The sequence below is a fragment of the Candidatus Galacturonatibacter soehngenii genome, from assembly GCF_008830185.1.
In the GTDB taxonomy this organism is placed as follows: domain Bacteria; phylum Bacillota; class Clostridia; order Lachnospirales; family Lachnospiraceae; genus Lachnotalea; species Lachnotalea soehngenii.
The window spans coordinates 46,881-62,979 of sequence record NZ_WAGX01000006.1 but is presented as its reverse complement, the minus strand read 5'-3'; the positions used below and the strand labels follow the sequence as shown (position 1 = coordinate 62,979).

Annotated in this window: 14 protein-coding genes; 10 read left to right on the top strand and 4 right to left on the bottom strand. The window is 34.7% G+C overall.

Features of this window, described 5'->3' with window-relative positions:
- Window positions 1-7: 7 nt before the first annotated feature.
- Entirely contained in the window at window positions 8-1,012 is a 1,005-nt protein-coding gene (locus F7O84_RS14700) for a LacI family DNA-binding transcriptional regulator (RefSeq protein ID WP_151146960.1), read from the bottom strand.
- A 174-nt stretch (window positions 1,013-1,186) separates the two neighbouring features.
- Here F7O84_RS14700 and F7O84_RS14695 point away from each other — a divergent pair, with 174 nt between their 5' ends.
- The 5 genes from F7O84_RS14695 (at window position 1,187) to F7O84_RS14675 (ending at window position 6,404) form a co-directional block, all read left to right on the top strand.
- A complete protein-coding gene (locus F7O84_RS14695) occupies window positions 1,187-2,587 on the top strand; it encodes an L-fucose/L-arabinose isomerase family protein (RefSeq protein WP_151146957.1) in 1,401 nt (466 codons plus the stop codon).
- Window positions 2,588-2,631: 44 nt separating this feature from the next.
- Window positions 2,632-3,450 carry a transketolase gene (locus F7O84_RS14690; protein WP_151146954.1) on the top strand — a complete coding sequence of 273 codons (819 nt, stop codon included), beginning with the start codon at window positions 2,632-2,634 and terminating at the stop codon, window positions 3,448-3,450.
- On the top strand, window positions 3,447-4,382 hold the full coding sequence (locus F7O84_RS14685) for a transketolase family protein (protein WP_151146951.1): 936 nt from the start codon (window positions 3,447-3,449) through the stop codon (window positions 4,380-4,382). The genes F7O84_RS14690 and F7O84_RS14685 overlap by 4 nt, the downstream gene beginning before the upstream one ends.
- Window positions 4,383-4,392: 10 nt before the next feature.
- Complete coding sequence (locus tag F7O84_RS14680) at window positions 4,393-5,847, top strand: FGGY-family carbohydrate kinase (protein WP_151146947.1); 1,455 nt, start codon at window positions 4,393-4,395, stop codon at window positions 5,845-5,847.
- Between the two features lie 86 nt (window positions 5,848-5,933).
- Window positions 5,934-6,404 carry a MarR family winged helix-turn-helix transcriptional regulator gene (locus F7O84_RS14675; RefSeq protein WP_151146945.1) on the top strand — a complete coding sequence of 157 codons (471 nt, stop codon included), beginning with the start codon at window positions 5,934-5,936 and terminating at the stop codon, window positions 6,402-6,404.
- Window positions 6,405-6,410: 6 nt separating this feature from the next.
- Here the strand turns inward: F7O84_RS14675 and F7O84_RS14670 are convergent, their stop codons facing one another.
- On the bottom strand, window positions 6,411-8,186 hold the full coding sequence (locus F7O84_RS14670; protein WP_151146942.1) for a DUF885 domain-containing protein: 1,776 nt from the start codon (window positions 8,184-8,186) through the stop codon (window positions 6,411-6,413).
- Window positions 8,187-8,402: 216 nt separating this feature from the next.
- On the opposite strand from F7O84_RS14670, the gene F7O84_RS14665 reads away from it, so the two are divergent.
- The 4 genes from F7O84_RS14665 to F7O84_RS14650 all read left to right on the top strand — a co-directional run bounded on the left by F7O84_RS14665 (window position 8,403) and on the right by F7O84_RS14650 (window position 13,802).
- Window positions 8,403-9,557: a M20/M25/M40 family metallo-hydrolase gene (locus tag F7O84_RS14665; RefSeq protein WP_151146939.1), complete on the top strand. Its 1,155-nt coding sequence runs from the start codon at window positions 8,403-8,405 to the stop codon at window positions 9,555-9,557.
- 3 nt (window positions 9,558-9,560) lie between these two features.
- Window positions 9,561-10,178, top strand: coding sequence for a peptidase C39 (locus F7O84_RS14660; RefSeq protein ID WP_151146937.1), 618 nt, complete (start codon window positions 9,561-9,563; stop codon window positions 10,176-10,178).
- 870 nt (window positions 10,179-11,048) lie between these two features.
- Window positions 11,049-13,022, top strand: coding sequence for a methionine--tRNA ligase (gene metG, locus F7O84_RS14655; protein ID WP_279238010.1), 1,974 nt, complete (start codon window positions 11,049-11,051; stop codon window positions 13,020-13,022).
- 12 nt (window positions 13,023-13,034) lie between these two features.
- A complete protein-coding gene (locus F7O84_RS14650; RefSeq protein WP_151146931.1) occupies window positions 13,035-13,802 on the top strand; it encodes a TatD family hydrolase in 768 nt (255 codons plus the stop codon).
- Window positions 13,803-13,905: 103 nt separating this feature from the next.
- On the opposite strand, the gene F7O84_RS14645 is transcribed toward F7O84_RS14650, so the two are convergent.
- Both F7O84_RS14645 and F7O84_RS14640 read right to left on the bottom strand, forming a co-directional pair.
- Window positions 13,906-14,442: an ImmA/IrrE family metallo-endopeptidase gene (locus tag F7O84_RS14645; RefSeq protein WP_192451779.1), complete on the bottom strand. Its 537-nt coding sequence runs from the start codon at window positions 14,440-14,442 to the stop codon at window positions 13,906-13,908.
- Window positions 14,443-14,620: 178 nt separating this feature from the next.
- Window positions 14,621-14,935 carry a helix-turn-helix domain-containing protein gene (locus F7O84_RS14640; RefSeq protein WP_151146926.1) on the bottom strand — a complete coding sequence of 105 codons (315 nt, stop codon included), beginning with the start codon at window positions 14,933-14,935 and terminating at the stop codon, window positions 14,621-14,623.
- A gap of 384 nt (window positions 14,936-15,319) precedes the next feature.
- Here F7O84_RS14640 and F7O84_RS14635 point away from each other — a divergent pair, with 384 nt between their 5' ends.
- Window positions 15,320-15,757: a hypothetical protein gene (locus F7O84_RS14635; protein ID WP_151146923.1), complete on the top strand. Its 438-nt coding sequence runs from the start codon at window positions 15,320-15,322 to the stop codon at window positions 15,755-15,757.
- Window positions 15,758-16,099: the final 342 nt, after the last annotated feature.

Genomic DNA, 16,099 nt, shown 5'->3' with positions numbered 1-16,099 from the left:
TTTTTTATTAAATAGATCGTCTTTTGATTAGACTTGTACTAACTTCTAACTTAATTGGAACAAAATTCTTGGCATGAATGATTTCAATGAGGCGAGACGCCGCCATTTCACCCATATACTGCTTTGGCACATGAATGGTAGTTAAGGATGGTTCAATATAACTTGTCATTGGAAGATTATCAAAGCCAACGATTGCAACATCCTCTGGAATTTTATAACCCATTTTTTGAAAAGCTTTCATGGCTCCAATTGCAATTAAATCATTATCTGCAAAGTAACAAGGGGCAATTTCTTCCTTTTGTTTTAATAACTCAAGCATATCGGCGTAAGCCCCATCAATTGATGGAGTAAGCTTATGTACAATTGATTTGGAGGTGGACATACCATGTTTTCGTATTGCCTTGTAAAATCCATCAGAGCGTGATTCAAAATTATGAATGGAGTATGCCGAATGAAGATATCCAGGCTGACAATTGGTACGTGAAATCAAATAATCGGTAGCAAGAAAGGCTCCTTGCATGTTGTTAATTAGAATACAGTCGTGTTTGATAAGATCAAAGTAAACGTCTAGCAACACCATAGGAATATTTATTTTTAAAAAAGGTTTTAAATCCTCCATCTGCATTTCGGTTCCAAGTAATATGATACCAGCGTAGTCTGAATAAATGATATGTTCTAATTGTGATTCTAGGTCTTCACTTTCGTTAATATAGGAAATGGTGTATTTATAATTGGATTTTTTACATCCATTTTCAATTCCTTCAAAAAGCTCTGAAAAGAAAGGAGAGTCTTTGACAACAGCTCCATGTTTTCGAAAAATAACAAATAAGATAGAACCAGTTACATTGTTTTTCCAGGAAATGCGAGTGAAATCGTAGCCGTGTTTTTCAGCCATTTCAAGAACTAATTGCCTTGTCTTAGTGCTAACTCCTGGTTTATTATTTAACGCCATAGAAACGGCGGCTTCGGATAAATTGAGTAGCTTTGCAAGCTCTTTCGCGGATATTGACATAAGAGATTCCTTTCTTTTTTCATTTATATTTGTATTTTAAAGCCAAAACTTAATATTTACAAGGATTAAGTTGTAAATTAAGTAAATTATACTTAAGTACCTAATCAAATTAAGTTGAATTCTTTATATAATAAATGCAACAGGATATTCAAAATAAAAGGAGGAACCCCCATTATGAAGAAAGTTGTATTAGGCTTTGCACCAACAAGAAGAAGTATCTTTTCAGCACCAGATGCAGTCAAATATGCAGATTTAACAAGAGCTAAATTAACTGAACTTGGAGTGGAATTTGTTGATATTAATGATATTTCAAAGGATGGGCTTTTACACAGTGAAGAGGATCGTATCTTAATTACAGAGAAATTTAAGCAAAAGAAGGTAGACGGCTTATTTTTTCCACACGGTAACTTTGGAACGGAATATGAGGTTGCTCGTTTGGCAAAAGAACTAAATGTACCCGTTTTATTATGGGGACCAAGGGATGAAAGACCAGATGAAAACGGAATTCGATTAAGAGATAGCCAATGTGGACTTTTTGCTACGGGTAAAGTGCTAAGACGTTTTCAGATTCCATTTACATATTTATGCAATTGCAGATTAGAAGACCCTGAATTTGAACGAGGTATCTTTCATTTTCTTGCTGTCTGTAATGTCGTAAAAGCATTTCGTAGCACTAGAATTCTTCAAATTGGACCAAGGCCCTTTGATTTTTGGTCAACTATGTGTAACGAAGGAGAGCTTCTTGAGAAATTCAACATTCAGTTATCTCCAATTCCTATGCCAGAACTAACAAAGGAAGTAAAGAGGGCAAAGGAAGAAAAGATAGAAGTAGAAAAGGTAGTGGCTTATTGCAAAGAGCATTTTAATATACAGATTAAAGAGGAGCAATTAGAAAGCATAGCCGCACTAAAGGTTGCAATGAGAAAGCTGGCAGATCAATATGGCTGTAATGCAATCGCAATTCAATGCTGGAATGCTTTACAAGATGAAATAGGCATTATGCCATGTGCGGCAAATAGTTTGTTAAACGAGGAAGGACTTCCAGTTGTATGTGAAACAGATATTCACGGTGCGATTACTTCTATTATGTGTGAGGCAGCAGGCATGGATGAAGCAAGAAGCTTTTTTGCGGACTGGACGGTACGTCATCCAGATAATGAAAATGGTGAGTTATTACAACATTGTGGGCCATGGCCGCTTTCTTGTGCGTCTTGTAAGCCAACCATTGGATATCCGTTAGCATTTAATCATCCAGGTGCAGTGGAGGCTCAGGCAAAGCTTGGTGAGATGACACTTTGCAGATTTGACGGAGATAATGGTGAGTATTCTTTACTACTTGGAAATGCAAAAGGAGTGGAAGGGCCTTATACCAAAGGAACTTACGTATGGGTAGAAGTAGAGAACTTAAAACGCCTAGAAGCGAAAATCGTAGAAGGACCATACATACACCACTGTGTTGGAATTCATAAAAATGTAGTACCTATCTTATTTGAAGCGTGTAAATATCTTGGCATTACACCAGATTTATATGACAACAATGAAGAAAGCGTAAAGGCAATGATTCATGGAGAATAAAAAATAAGAAAAAAGCGCTGAAAGGCTATGTGTGAGGTGAAAAAATGAAGGAATTAACAAAAAAAGCATATGAACTTCGAAAAGATGTCATTGAAATGATATATCGTTCCAAAGCAGGTCATATTGGAGGAGATTTGAGTGTAATGGACATATTAACGGTTCTTTACTTTAAGGTAATGAATGTATCACCAGAGAATTTTAAAGAGGATACGAGAGATCGCTTTATCTTAAGTAAAGGTCACTGCGCAGATGCACTTTATATTGTACTTGGAGAGAAAGGATTTTTTGATAAGCAAGAAGCAATTGAGACCTTTAGTGCGTATCAATCTAAGTTCATCGGTCATCCAAATACAGAGGTAAATGGTGTTGAGATTAATTCGGGTTCTCTTGGACATGGACTTTCTCTTGGCGTTGGTATGTCACTTGCGGCTAAGATGGATCAAAAAAAGTATCGCACCTATGTCGTATTAGGGGATGGTGAAATGGCAGAAGGTTCGAATTATGAAGCTATGATGGCGGCAAGTCAGTATGGACTCGACAATTTGTGTGCAACGGTGGATTTGAATGGGCTACAAATTAGTGGAACCACAAAAGAAGTTATGTCAACTGATAGTTTAGCGGATAAATTTGCTTCTTTTGGTTGGCATGTCATTGAAGTAGAGGATGGAAATGACTGCAAACAGCTTGTAAAGGCTTATGAGGAGGCGAAAATTTGTAAGGGAAAACCAAGTGTTGTTCTAGCCCATACAATAAAAGGTAAGGGTGTGTCTTATATGGAAAATCAAAAAGGCTGGCATCATGGCGTTATGACGAAAGAGCAATATGAGCAAGCGGTAAAAGAGATAGAGGAGGTATTATCATGAATCAAATTACCAATCGTCAGGCAATCAATGATACGTTAGTAAAGGCTGCCAAAGAAGATAAGGATATTGTGGTTGTATGCTCGGATTCTCGTGGTTCTGCTTCCCTAGGTCCATTTGCCAATGAATTTCCAAAGCAGTTTGTAGAAATGGGGATTGCAGAGCAAAATCTAGTTACGGTATCAGCAGGACTTGCGGCAGCAGGAAAAAAGGTATTTGCAGCGTCTCCAGCATGTTTTTTATCAACCAGAAGCTACGAGCAGGCAAAAGTAGATGTTGCTTATTCAGAGACAAATGTAACGTTAATCGGAATTAGTGGTGGGGTTAGCTATGGTGCTCTTGGAATGACACATTATTCTTGTCAAGATATTGCGGCAATGGCAGCACTTCCTGGTATGCGTGTTTATTTACCAAGCGATCGTTTTCAGACAGAAAAGTTAATGGAAGCGTTGTTGCAGGATAACAAACCAGCGTATGTCAGAGTGAGTCGTTCGGCAACCGAGGATGTGTATGATGAAAATATAAAATTCGAGCTTAATAAGGCAAGTCTTGTATGTGAAGGAGATGATGTTGCTATCATTACTTGTGGCGAACTCGTTCCTTATGCAAAAGAGGCAGCAAAGCTTTTGAAAGAAGAAGGAATCCATGCAACAGTGCTTGATATGTATTGCATTAAGCCACTTGATCAAGAGGCAGTATTAAGCGTAAGTAAAAAGGTAAAATGCATCCTTACGGTAGAGGAACACTCTCCATTTGGAGGACTAGGCAGTATGGTATCACAGCTTATCAGTGCAAAACATCCAATGAAGGTAGTAAATCTTGCCCTTCCAGATGGGCATATCATTGGAGGAAGCAACAAAGAAATCTTTTCGTATTACGGTCTTGATGCAAAAGGAATTGCAGACAGTGCAAAACGCACACTTACCAATCAGTAATGGAGGAAGCATGAACTATATAATTGGAATTGACCAGAGTACACAAGGAACCAAGACAATCGTATTTGATGAGACAGGAAAAATAATAGAAAAGGCTTATTTACCTCATAAGCAGCACATCAATGAGCTTGGCTATGTGTCACATGATATTGAGGAAATTTACACACATGTAGTGAAAACGGTTGAAATTGCAGTAAAGAATGCAGCTATTAAGAAAGAGGATATTGTTGCCATTGGTATTAGTAATCAACGAGAATCCACTGCAATATGGGACAAAAGTGGAAAAGCGCTTCATCAATCGGTAGTATGGCAGTGTGCAAGAGCAAGTAAAATAGCAGAAGAAAGAAGAGAGTATGCGGCTCTTGTTTTAGATAAAACAGGTCTTCCGCTATCTCCTTATTTTCCAGCTTCTAAGATGAGATGGCTTTTAGAGCATTGTAAAATAGAGAATGAAGTTTTCATGGGTACGATGGATAGTTATTTGGTTTATCGACTGACAGGGGGAGAATGCTTTAAAACAGATTATACTAATGCCTCTAGAACGCAGTTATTTAACATTCATACCTTAACTTGGGATGAAGAATTGTTAAAGATTTTTGATATTCCAAGAGTGGTACTTCCAAGTGTATGCGATAGCGATTCAAACTTTGGAGAAACTGATTTAAACGGCTTTTTGAACAAAAAGATTCCTATTCATTGTGTGATGGGAGATTCTCATGCAGCCCTATTTGGACAGGGTTGTCATAAAACCAATACAGTTAAAGCGACTTACGGAACGGGATCTTCTATTATGATGAATACAGGAGCAGAATGTAAAAAAAGTAGTTACGGATTGGCTTCCTCCATTGCTTGGTCTAGAAATGGGAAGGTAAGTTATGTACTGGAAGGAAACATCAATTATACGGGAGCTGTGATTGCGTGGCTTCAAAATGATTTAGGCTTTATTAAAGATACCAGTGAAATTGAGGACTATATTATAAGCGCCAATGAGCATGATACTACCATTGTAGTTCCTGCCTTTACAGGCTTATCCGCACCGCACTGGATTAATGATGCAAAAGCCATGATTTGCGGCATGACAAGAACGACAAAGAAAGCTGAAATCATTAAAGCAAGTGTAGAAAGCATTGCATTTCAAATTCAAGACGTAATAAGTGCAATGGAAAAGGATAGCCAAGGTAAGATAAAAGAAATGCGAGTAGATGGAGGTCCAACTAGAAATAAGTACTTAATGCAGTTTCAAAGTGATATAGGTAATCTACCTGTAGAAGCTTCAAATACAGAGGAATTATCTGCCATAGGAGTGGCTTATATGGCAGGAATTGCCTTAGGACTTTATAAGGAGAACAAGGTATTTCATAATCTTTCATATCAAAGTTATATGCCAAAAATGTCGCAAGATGAAAGAGAAGAAAAAATGAAGCGTTGGGAAAAAGCGGTAAATATGCTTCAAACATTCTCATAATAAGAGAGATAATGTTTAAAATTTTACTACGCTACAAGTTACAAAAACCGACTAATGTATTGTGAAATGTGCTTAAATATTGTATAATGTGGATATTCGAAGGGAAAGTCGGTGACGTCGTGGATATCTACAATAGTTTTAATGAAATATTAGTGAATCTTTTTAATGATATCATGGATATTGAAGAAAAAGCTCTGATTACAGATGAATTCAAGGATATTACCGGCAATGATATGCATATCATCGATGCAATTGGAATTGGCAGTCCGCGCAATATGTCCACGGTTGCCAAGACCATGTCTGTAACGGTAGGTACGCTTACCATTGCCATTAATAGCCTTGTGAAAAAAAACTATGTAGAACGTGTTCGAAGCGAGGAAGATAGAAGAGTCGTTCTTTTATCTTTGTCAGAAAAGGGCAAAAAGGCATATCATCATCATCAAAAATTCCACGACGATATGATTAAAGCTACTATAAAAGGTCTTAGTAAAGATGAGACACTTGTTTTAGTAAAAGCAATTACGAATATGACGGAATTTTTTAAAAACTACCATTAGTTATTTTTATTTGATTGCTTTTATCCACTCCTGCATATATTTTTCAATAATATAGAAGGGAGCTGGGCCTGTATCCAGTAAAAATTTATGAAATTGAATTAAGGAAAAGTCACTGCCTAATGATTTCTCGGCAGTGTTTTTTAATTCCATAAATTCCAAATAACCAATGCAATATTTTAAATAATTCGTAGGTTCTGATATGATTGCTAAGTAGACTTTTTTGACTGAATCCTCATTATCAATGCCATAGTCTGCCAAATAATCACTTGTATCACTTAGCGTCCAGCCATCATAATTGATTCCTATATCCATATTTGCATATAAGTATAAAGTAATCGCGTTGTTTAATTGCAATAGCTTCGAAAGATTGGAATCAACATCAGCTAACTGATAGGAATACATTTCAACATAAGTTGCCCATCCCTCGGTATAACCACTATAGTTTAGAAGTTTTCGAATAGGTTCGCTGTTGTTGTAATTAAAGTAGATGTTTTGGTATAAGTGTCCAGGATAGCCTTCGTGTGCAAGTGTTGTATAGAGATCAATTTTGGAGTAATTGCTTTGGGGATTAATATAGATTGAGTTATCGGCTATGTTATCAATGGGAGGCGTTAAATAAAAAGCAGGGCTTAAATGTTTTGATAAAGAGGGATGCACATACTTTACAGTATAATAAGCCTCTGGGGGGGCAGGAAAGTCAATCGATATTTTCTCTTTCAAATCTTCTAATATTAAAGAAGGATCAGTTAAGTCAAATTGATAGGAGTCGGATGTAGCTAAAATAGTGGGATCTTTCGCCGCAATTTGTGCCATTTGAGTTAAATCATTTTTCATGTATGCATTAAGAAGCTTTTTTAATTCAAAAACAGATTTTGATGAACCAGTACTTCTTTTTAATAAAGCTTCATAGTATCTTTGACCATTTTCAAAATAACATAGGCCTTGCGAATTTACACTTGAATCAACAAGGGAATTAATTCCGTCAACTAATATTTTATATGCGGGTATTACATCGCTGTATAGAATGGATTTATTTTGTAATTTATAATTTGCTTTGGCAGAATCGCTAATGGTATTTAGTGCATCGATTCTGGTATTAAATGTATCAAGTAAAAAATTATGTTCAGGTTCTTTGATAAAGTCATTGCACTGGTCTATGATTTGTTTTGCGACTTCTTCGGACATAAAAAGTCCCAAGTTAGATTTTTCTTTTTCAAAAGCGATAATAGAGAAATAGTAGTCATCCATTTTCGTTAGTAAAGTTAAATAATCAATTACATCTTGTTCGGAATGAAAGCTATACTCGGCTAAAAGAACAGGAAGCTGAGCCTGTGTACCAGTTGTAGGACTTAACACTTCTGAATAATAAATTAAATCTGAATTTGCAAGTGTATTGGAATAATAATCATATAAAATATCATAGGTTAGCTGCTGATTTGTATTTAGCTCTTTATAAGGAAATGATTTAAGGATATCAAAGTTTTCTTGCGTTTTCTTGTTGATTGCATGAAAGGATTCATTTGAAAAATCACCAAAGGTAATTGGATACTCCTCAATTGCATAATTCTTAGGATTTTGTAAGGTGTAATGGAGAGAAACTGTGTTTTCGATCACCTCGGACTGGAATAACTTTGTGGTAAATGATTGAAAAGAGGCTTGCGTGCTTTCGATATTAGAAGCCTGATGATAAATATCCTTAAGAGTAACAAAGTAGAAAACAATGGCAATTACGAAAAGAAAACAGCAAAAAAGCCCAAGATGCTTTTTAAATTTATGTAACATGATTGCTCCCAATAATATAGTTAATATAATATACAAAAAAAATACTATAAATATGTCTGTTTCAAAGAATCAAAACTTTTAACTTTTTGCTTTACTGGATAATTAAGAAAAGATAAGTTATAGTAGTAAAAGTACATGATTTTTCATTGACAAAAATATATAGTAGATGTATTATATTATTCATATAGGATTAGTATGAAATAAGGTGGTGTAGGTATGAAGCAAAAAGAAAAAGATAATAAAATAAATTCAAATGAAATAGATGAAAAAAGATTAATTGAAGAATTTAAAAAGCTTGTTAGTATTGATGCAATTTCTTTTCAAGAAAGAGAGATGGCAGATTATTTAAAGGATAAGCTTCAAGAGCTTGGTTTTACAGTAACAGAAGATGACGCAGGTAAACATTATAATTCTAATACAGGCAATCTGTTTGCCTTTAAGAAGGGAAGCATAAAAGGAAAACCGATTTTGTTTTCTGCTCATATGGATACGGTAGAACCAGGGCTAAATAAGAAAGCAATCGTTTTAGAAGATGGAAAAATTATAAGTGATGGTTCAACCATTCTAGGAGCAGATGATGTATCGGGAATCGCAGCAATCTTAGAGGCAGTTTGTGTTTTAACAGAGAACCAAAAGGAGCATCGTGATATTGAAGTATTTTTTCCGATTGCCGAAGAAGTTTATTTAAAGGGTAGTGAAGTGTTTGACCATAGCGTTATACAAGCAAAAGATGCCTATGTCCTTGACTTGTGTGGCCCAATAGGAACCGCTGCCTTACAGGCACCAAGCTTAATATCCTTTACGCTTGAGGTGATTGGTAAAGCCTCACATGCGGGTTTTGCACCAGAAGAAGGGGTTAACAGTATACAAACAATGAGTTCGATTATCAGCCAGATTAAGCAAGGACATGTAGACCATGAGACGACGGTTAATATAGGAATCATTGAAGGGGGAACGGCTACAAACATTGTTTCAGACTTTTGTAAAGTAAGAGGAGAAATTCGAAGCTATCGTCATGAAAAAGCGATGGAGCAGTTGGAGATAATTGAAAAGATTGCAAAACAAGAAACAGATAAATTGGGTGCAACCTATCAATTGAAGGAAAACGTTGAGTGTTACGCCTATGAAACCTCAAAGGAGAGTTCAGTTGTAACACGTTATGAAAAGGCATGTAAAGAGTTACAAATACCTGTTCATCTTACAAAAACCTTTGGAGGTAGCGATAACAATAATCTGGTAAGAAATGGGATAGAAGGGATTGTAATTGCTTGCGGAATGGAGCAGGTACACTCATGCAAGGAGTATACGAATGTAGACCAATTGGTGCAAAGTACAAAACTTTTACTAAAGCTAATGGAAAGTGAGATATAGGTTATGAAAAATCCTCTAAGTTATCAAATAACAGAATACGATTGTGGACCTACTACGGTATTAAATGCGATAAATTATTTATTTCCTAGAGAAGAAATATATCCAGATGTTGTAAAAACCATTATGCAGTATTGTATGGATTGTTATAATGACAAGGGTGAAGCCTACAAATATGGAACATCAGGAATGGCAATGAGATTTTTATCTGGTTGGTTGAATCATTTTGGTGAGGTAAAGGACTGGCCGATCTTTTGTGAAATGATAACGGGAAAAGACGTTTACTTAGGCCAAAATAGCCGTATTGTAGAGTGTTTACAGCAAGGGGGAGTTGTTGTTGTGCGAGTTATGCTCGGCTGCTGGCACTATATGCTTTTAACAGGTATGGATGATAAATATGTGTATGCATTTGATCCTTATTATAGAAAGAATCCTTTTAAAGAAAAGGGAATTAAAATGATTTCAGATTCTCCAAAGCGGATGAACCGTAAAATATTACATGCAATCTTAAATGGTGAAGGAAACGGCAACTATGAATTAGGAGAACCAAAACAAAGAGAATGCGTGCTAATTTATAATACAAGAAGCAGAAAAACAATAGATGACATTGAGTATATTATTTAGGATAAGAAATAACACTTTGAACGAAATTTGTATTGATAGCAAGTTATTTCGTATATTAGTAAGAACCACCCTATTATTGAGGATTATATATATTTCCACAATAGTAGGGTGTTTTTTGCGAGATCTTTTAAAGATGGATGTTGGTAATATTTACATAAAATAATCTGAAATATAAATAAATATAAGAAAAATTACTTACAACTGAGGAAGGTGAAAAAATGACAAAAATATGCTAATATTATATTTATAGAGGATATATTGTTAATATTTGAACATATTAATAAAATTAGTAATCATGAGGTTATTTTAAAAAATGACAAGAAATAGAATTAGAAAAAGGACTTAATCGTATTAAAGTAATGGCTAAGAACAAAGCAAAGCTTGATTTAACATTACAGGTTAGCGCTGGTGAGTTAAAGAGTCTCGGATTTTAATTTAGTTGACAATGGGATATAACTTAATCTGGTCTTGACAACTCAAACACACTATGATAACCTTTAAAAAAATGCAATGTAAAACACTGTGATAAAGAGAGTAAATTTGTAATTCATTTTACAGAGAAATCCCATGATGAAAATCATGCTGAGAGGGATATTTGAATGCAGATTGAAGATGGCTTTTGAGTGGCGTACCGACCAGTTTAACTGTTAGGCTACGACAGGAGTTCGCCTGTTATAGCGAAAGAGTATACGGAAATGAGAGTTTCTAAGTACTTTATGAGGTCTGTTTTGCGAAAAACAGATAAAAAGAAGTGGTAACGCGATATAAAATCGCCTTCTGTGTATAAAGCATAGAAGGCTTTTTTTATTTTAAAAATATGTGTTGCTATTTTCATGGATGCGAGCCGATGAGCAAAGCTTACGCTTCGTTATGTGTAATAAGGAAAGAGAGGAAATAAAAATGGAAAAGAAAAAATATTATATGACAACTGCAATCGCTTATACGTCTGGAAAACCACATATTGGAAACACGTATGAAATTGTGTTAGCAGATAGTATAGCAAGATTTAAAAGATTCGAAGGCTATGATGTGTTTTTCCAAACTGGAACGGATGAGCATGGTCAAAAAATTGAATTAAAAGCGCAAGAAGCAGGAATTACTCCAAAGGTATTTGTTGATGGTATTGCCAACCAAATCAAAGGTATCTGGGATTTAATGAATACTTCGTATGACAAATTTGTAAGAACAACAGATGAATATCATGAAAAGCAAGTACAAAAAATGTTCAAGAAATTATACGAACAAGGTGATATTTATAAGGGACATTATGAAGGGATGTATTGTACACCTTGTGAATCTTTTTTTACAACATCTCAATTAGTCGATGGAAAATGTCCAGATTGTGGAAGAGAAGTAAAACCAGCAAAAGAAGAGGCATACTTTTTAAAATTAAGTAACTACACAGAACGCTTAATTGAACACATTAAGGCTAACCCAGAGTTTATTCAACCAGAATCCAGAAAAAATGAGATGATGAATAACTTTTTACTACCTGGATTACAAGATCTTTGTGTATCAAGAACCTCCTTTAAATGGGGAATACCAGTCGATTTTGATGATAAACACGTTGTTTATGTATGGCTTGATGCATTAAGCAACTACATCACAGGAATTGGCTATGACGCCGATGGAAATCACGATGAGAAGTTTATAAAAAATTGGCCAGCAGAGCTTCACTTAATTGGAAAAGACATTTTAAGATTTCATACCATCTATTGGCCGATTATGTTAATGGCTCTTGATTTGCCTCTACCAAAACAAGTATTTGGGCATCCTTGGTTGTTACAAGGAGATGGAAAAATGAGCAAATCAAAAGGTAATGTTATTTATGCTGATGATTTGGTATCTATCTTTGGAGTGGATGCAGTTCGCTACTTTGTACTTCATGAAATGCCATTTGACAATGATGGAGTTATTACTTGGGAGCTTTTGGTTGAAAGAATCAATTCGGATCTTGCCAACACCCTAGGAAACTTGGTAAATAGAACCATATCTATGTCCAATAAATATTTTGGTGGAACAGTAAATAATGCAGATGTAAAGGAAGCAATCGACGAAGAATTAAAAGCCTTAGCACTAGAAACTCCTAAAAAGGTACTGGCGAAAATAGAGAAGCTTAAAGTAGCAGATGCGATATCAGAAATATTTACCCTGTTTAAAAGATGCAATAAATACATTGATGAAACAATGCCATGGATTTTAGCAAAAGAGGAAGAAACAAAGGCTCGATTAGAAACCGTGCTTTACAATTTGATTGAAGGAATTACAATTGGTGCATCGTTGTTAGCATCTTTTATGCCAGAAACAGCACAAAAGATATTGACTCAGCTAAATACCAAACAAAGAACCTTAGAGGAGCTTAGCCAATATGGACTTTATCCATCTGGTAATAAAGTGACAGAAAAGCCTGAAATCTTATTTGCACGCTTAGACTTAGAAGAAGTTTTGGCAAAAGTAGAAGCGCAAAAAGAAGAGACAACACCAGTAGAAGACGATGGTATCGATATTGAGGCAAAACCAGAGATTACTTATGATGATTTTGCAAAGCTTCAATTCCAGGTAGGTGAAATAATAGCCTGTGAAGAGGTAAAAAAATCTAAAAAATTATTATGTTCTCAAGTAAAAGTAGGAAGTCAGATAAGACAGATTGTATCAGGAATTAAGGCACATTATACACCAGAGCAGATGGTAGGAAAAAAAGTAATGGTAGTAACGAATTTAAAGCCAGCGAAACTTGCAGGTATCTTATCAGAGGGAATGCTTTTGTGTGCAGAAGATGAACAAGGGGCACTAAGTCTAATGATTCCAGAGAAAGATATGCCAGCTGGAGCAGAGATTTGTTAATGGAGAAATGTTATGATATTTGAAAGTCATGCCCATTATGACGATGAGGCTTTTGAAAAAGATCAAAAGGAGCTATTAAGTTCCCTTAAAGAAAATGGAATTGAATATGTTGTAAATGTGGGAGCAAGTCTAGCTTCCACAAAAGCAACCATAGAATTAATCAATCAATATTCTTTTCTATACGGTGCGGTTGGAGTGCATCCAAGTGAAACAGCAGAGTTAAATGAAGAAAATTTTAAATGGTTAAAAGAACAATGCCTTCATGATAAAGTGGTAGCGGTTGGAGAAATTGGTTTAGATTACTATTGGGATGAACCTGCTAAGGATATCCAAAAAAAGTGGTTTGAGCGACAGCTTTTGTTAGCAAAGGAAGAAAAACTTCCCATCATTATTCATAGCAGAGATGCGGCACAAGACACATTAGAAATGATGAAGTGTCATGCAAGAGACCTAGAAGGAGTCATACATTGCTATTCTTATTCAAAGGAAACAGCAAAAGAATTCTTGGACATGGGATATTATCTTGGAATAGGTGGAGTAGTAACTTTTAAAAATGCAAAAAAACTAAAGGAAGTAGTAGAATATATGCCAATGGATCGTATTTTGTTAGAAACAGATGCACCATACCTTTCACCAGAACCAAATCGTGGAAAAAGAAATTCTTCCCTTAACTTGGTATACGTAGCAAAAGAGATTGCGGCAATTAAAAATATCAGTTATGACGAAGTAGTTGATATCACGAATCAAAACGCAAAGCAATTATTTCGAATAAAAGATTAGAAAAAGATACAGTTTCTAAGAGTGATTCAATCACTTCTGACTGTATCTGTATCCGTCCAGTTTTTGATTACTGGGCGGTTTTTATTTTATTTAAATCAGTGCTTTATAAATCACCGTAAAGCCACTTATTCTCAGCAATCAGTAAAGACTGCTCTAAAGGATCTGGTTGCTCATATAAAGTTCGGTCTATGTGATGTGATAAGCAAGAACTTTCGCTAAAGTTAATTAATTGTCTTCCACAGATTCCACATTCTTTTATGCTATAAACAAATTTTTTATGCTTTTCATCATAAAAATGTAAATACATAGCTTTGTCTATTTCATTCATTTTATGGTAGGTGATGTGCCTGTGCCAGCGACGAAAATCTTGGAAAGCATAGTCTGCCGCTTCGTTCGTTAAGCCAAATAGATTGGATACATCATTTAAATTTTTACACTTCGCATAATAAATAGCGATACGTGGTGCAAGTAATCTACTTGCAAAGTAATTGGCTTCTTGTTCTATATTTTTTGAGCGATTTTGGGAATGCTGTAATACAATGTGCCCCAATTCATGCGCAAAAGAAAAATTAAGTCTTCCTGGAATTACTTTTTCATTGTATAGAATAAGCCCTTTCCAGCAAAAAGCATCATCGCTCATTTTAAGACAGAACTCTCTGAAATTCTCATCCTTGTAGGTATAGGGGAAACAAGTTATGTTATAGTATTTGAATATTACATCAAAGTTTAAGGGAAAAGATTTAATATTACACGTTTGAAATACCTCTAAAATCTTTTCATCGATATATTTACGATCCATATAAATGTTCCTAACTTAATTATTCTAAGGTTGAAAGCATCTTTATTAGTTCCATTTTCTCATCTTGTGACATCTCTTTTCCGTTTCTTGCAATTAGCTTTTTGATATCTTCATATGATGGTTCGTGTGTTGGTTTGTGATTCGTATCATCGAAGTCGTCAAGAGTTAATCCTAATACTCTTGCAATTGCTTTTAGTGTTTCTAACTTTGGATCTTTTGTTACTCCACTTAGTATTTTATCTAATGTAGTTTTTGGTATGCCTGCTTTTTCCGCTAATTCAGCCGATGTTAGTCCAAGTTTTCTCTTGTATTCTTCAATCTTTTCTAAACCCATGATTATACCTCCTATATAAATATAATTTATCACCGTTAACTGCTAAAGTCAAGGGAAAAGTAATATAAAGCATAGATAAATTAGCAGTTAATTGAAAAATATTTACAAAACTTACTTGACTGTAGCAATTGAAGGTGATATTATTTATAAAAATAGCAATTAAATGCTATAAACAAACCAAACGGTAAAATTATTTATAAAAACAACCAATCAGAACATATGTTCTTAGTGTATCAATGAAATATAATTTTGTCAATAAGGGGAAGGCAGTTTACAAATCAAATCATGGTTGATATGGGACAAGCTAATTATTACAAAGTCAGAGTATAAAATTCCAATGATTATTGAAGTAAACAGACAAATTAAAAGAAAAGGGGTGTTAATTTGACGAAGGAAGAGTTAAAAAAAGAGATGGAAGAAAAGAAGGAGTATCTAAAATCCTATCAAGATTATTATAAAAGAGCGAAGGTATTACAAGTTGAGATAGATGAACTACGACATTCTAAAATGTTTCCCCATGTCAAAAATGATGGAATGCCACATGGTAACAGCATTAGTGATTTGTCCTCCTACGCTGCAAAACTGGATGAATTAATCAACGACTTAGAAGAATTAAAATTAAAGAAAATAAAAAAGTATCAAGAAATTACGCATCAAATCGAGTTAATGGAAAATGAAATGGATAAGAATTTATTAACATTACGATACCTTAGAGATTTTCGTTGGGAAGATATTTGTATTAGTTTAAGCTATGAGTGGGCACAAATACATAGGCTTCATACCAAGGCATTAAAAAATTTTAAAATCCATGATATAGAATGATACACACATATGTGCTAATATGATATCATGTTAATAAATAGATACGGGTAGCTACCTACAAGAATTGCTGGAATATCATAATCGATACGTTCATTGTCAAGAATGAAGGACTAACAAATTCATATCTTTCCTTATATTAAAATTGGAATCATCAAATGATGGTTCTTTTTTTATATAAAACCTTCCGAGGGATTGAAAAAGAAAGTGATAATTTATGTCCGAAATGACATTAAACTATAGCATGACAAGATAAAAATTGATGCATCGCATAAGAAGATCATTCTTAAACAGGCGATAGAAAGGAGTAATATGAAAAATTAAACCAAGTAAAAATGTAAAGGA

Excerpts from the sequence above, each read along its gene's own strand:
- metG (WP_279238010.1), top strand. The coding sequence starts at position 11,049 with ATGTGTAATAAGGAAAGAGAGGAAATAAAAATGGAAAAGAAAAAATAT.
- F7O84_RS14690 (WP_151146954.1), top strand. The coding sequence starts at position 2,632 with ATGAAGGAATTAACAAAAAAAGCATATGAACTTCGAAAAGATGTCATT.
- F7O84_RS14680 (WP_151146947.1), top strand. The coding sequence starts at position 4,393 with ATGAACTATATAATTGGAATTGACCAGAGTACACAAGGAACCAAGACA.
- F7O84_RS14700 (WP_151146960.1), bottom strand. The coding sequence starts at position 1,012 with ATGTCAATATCCGCGAAAGAGCTTGCAAAGCTACTCAATTTATCCGAA.
- F7O84_RS14675 (WP_151146945.1), top strand. The coding sequence starts at position 5,934 with ATGTGGATATTCGAAGGGAAAGTCGGTGACGTCGTGGATATCTACAAT.
- F7O84_RS14695 (WP_151146957.1), top strand. The coding sequence starts at position 1,187 with ATGAAGAAAGTTGTATTAGGCTTTGCACCAACAAGAAGAAGTATCTTT.
- F7O84_RS14685 (WP_151146951.1), top strand. The coding sequence starts at position 3,447 with ATGAATCAAATTACCAATCGTCAGGCAATCAATGATACGTTAGTAAAG.
- F7O84_RS14645 (WP_192451779.1), bottom strand. The coding sequence starts at position 14,442 with ATGAGCGATGATGCTTTTTGCTGGAAAGGGCTTATTCTATACAATGAA.
- F7O84_RS14665 (WP_151146939.1), top strand. The coding sequence starts at position 8,403 with ATGAAGCAAAAAGAAAAAGATAATAAAATAAATTCAAATGAAATAGAT.
- F7O84_RS14640 (WP_151146926.1), bottom strand. The coding sequence starts at position 14,935 with ATGGGTTTAGAAAAGATTGAAGAATACAAGAGAAAACTTGGACTAACA.
- F7O84_RS14660 (WP_151146937.1), top strand. The coding sequence starts at position 9,561 with ATGAAAAATCCTCTAAGTTATCAAATAACAGAATACGATTGTGGACCT.
- F7O84_RS14670 (WP_151146942.1), bottom strand. The coding sequence starts at position 8,186 with ATGTTACATAAATTTAAAAAGCATCTTGGGCTTTTTTGCTGTTTTCTT.
- F7O84_RS14650 (WP_151146931.1), top strand. The coding sequence starts at position 13,035 with ATGATATTTGAAAGTCATGCCCATTATGACGATGAGGCTTTTGAAAAA.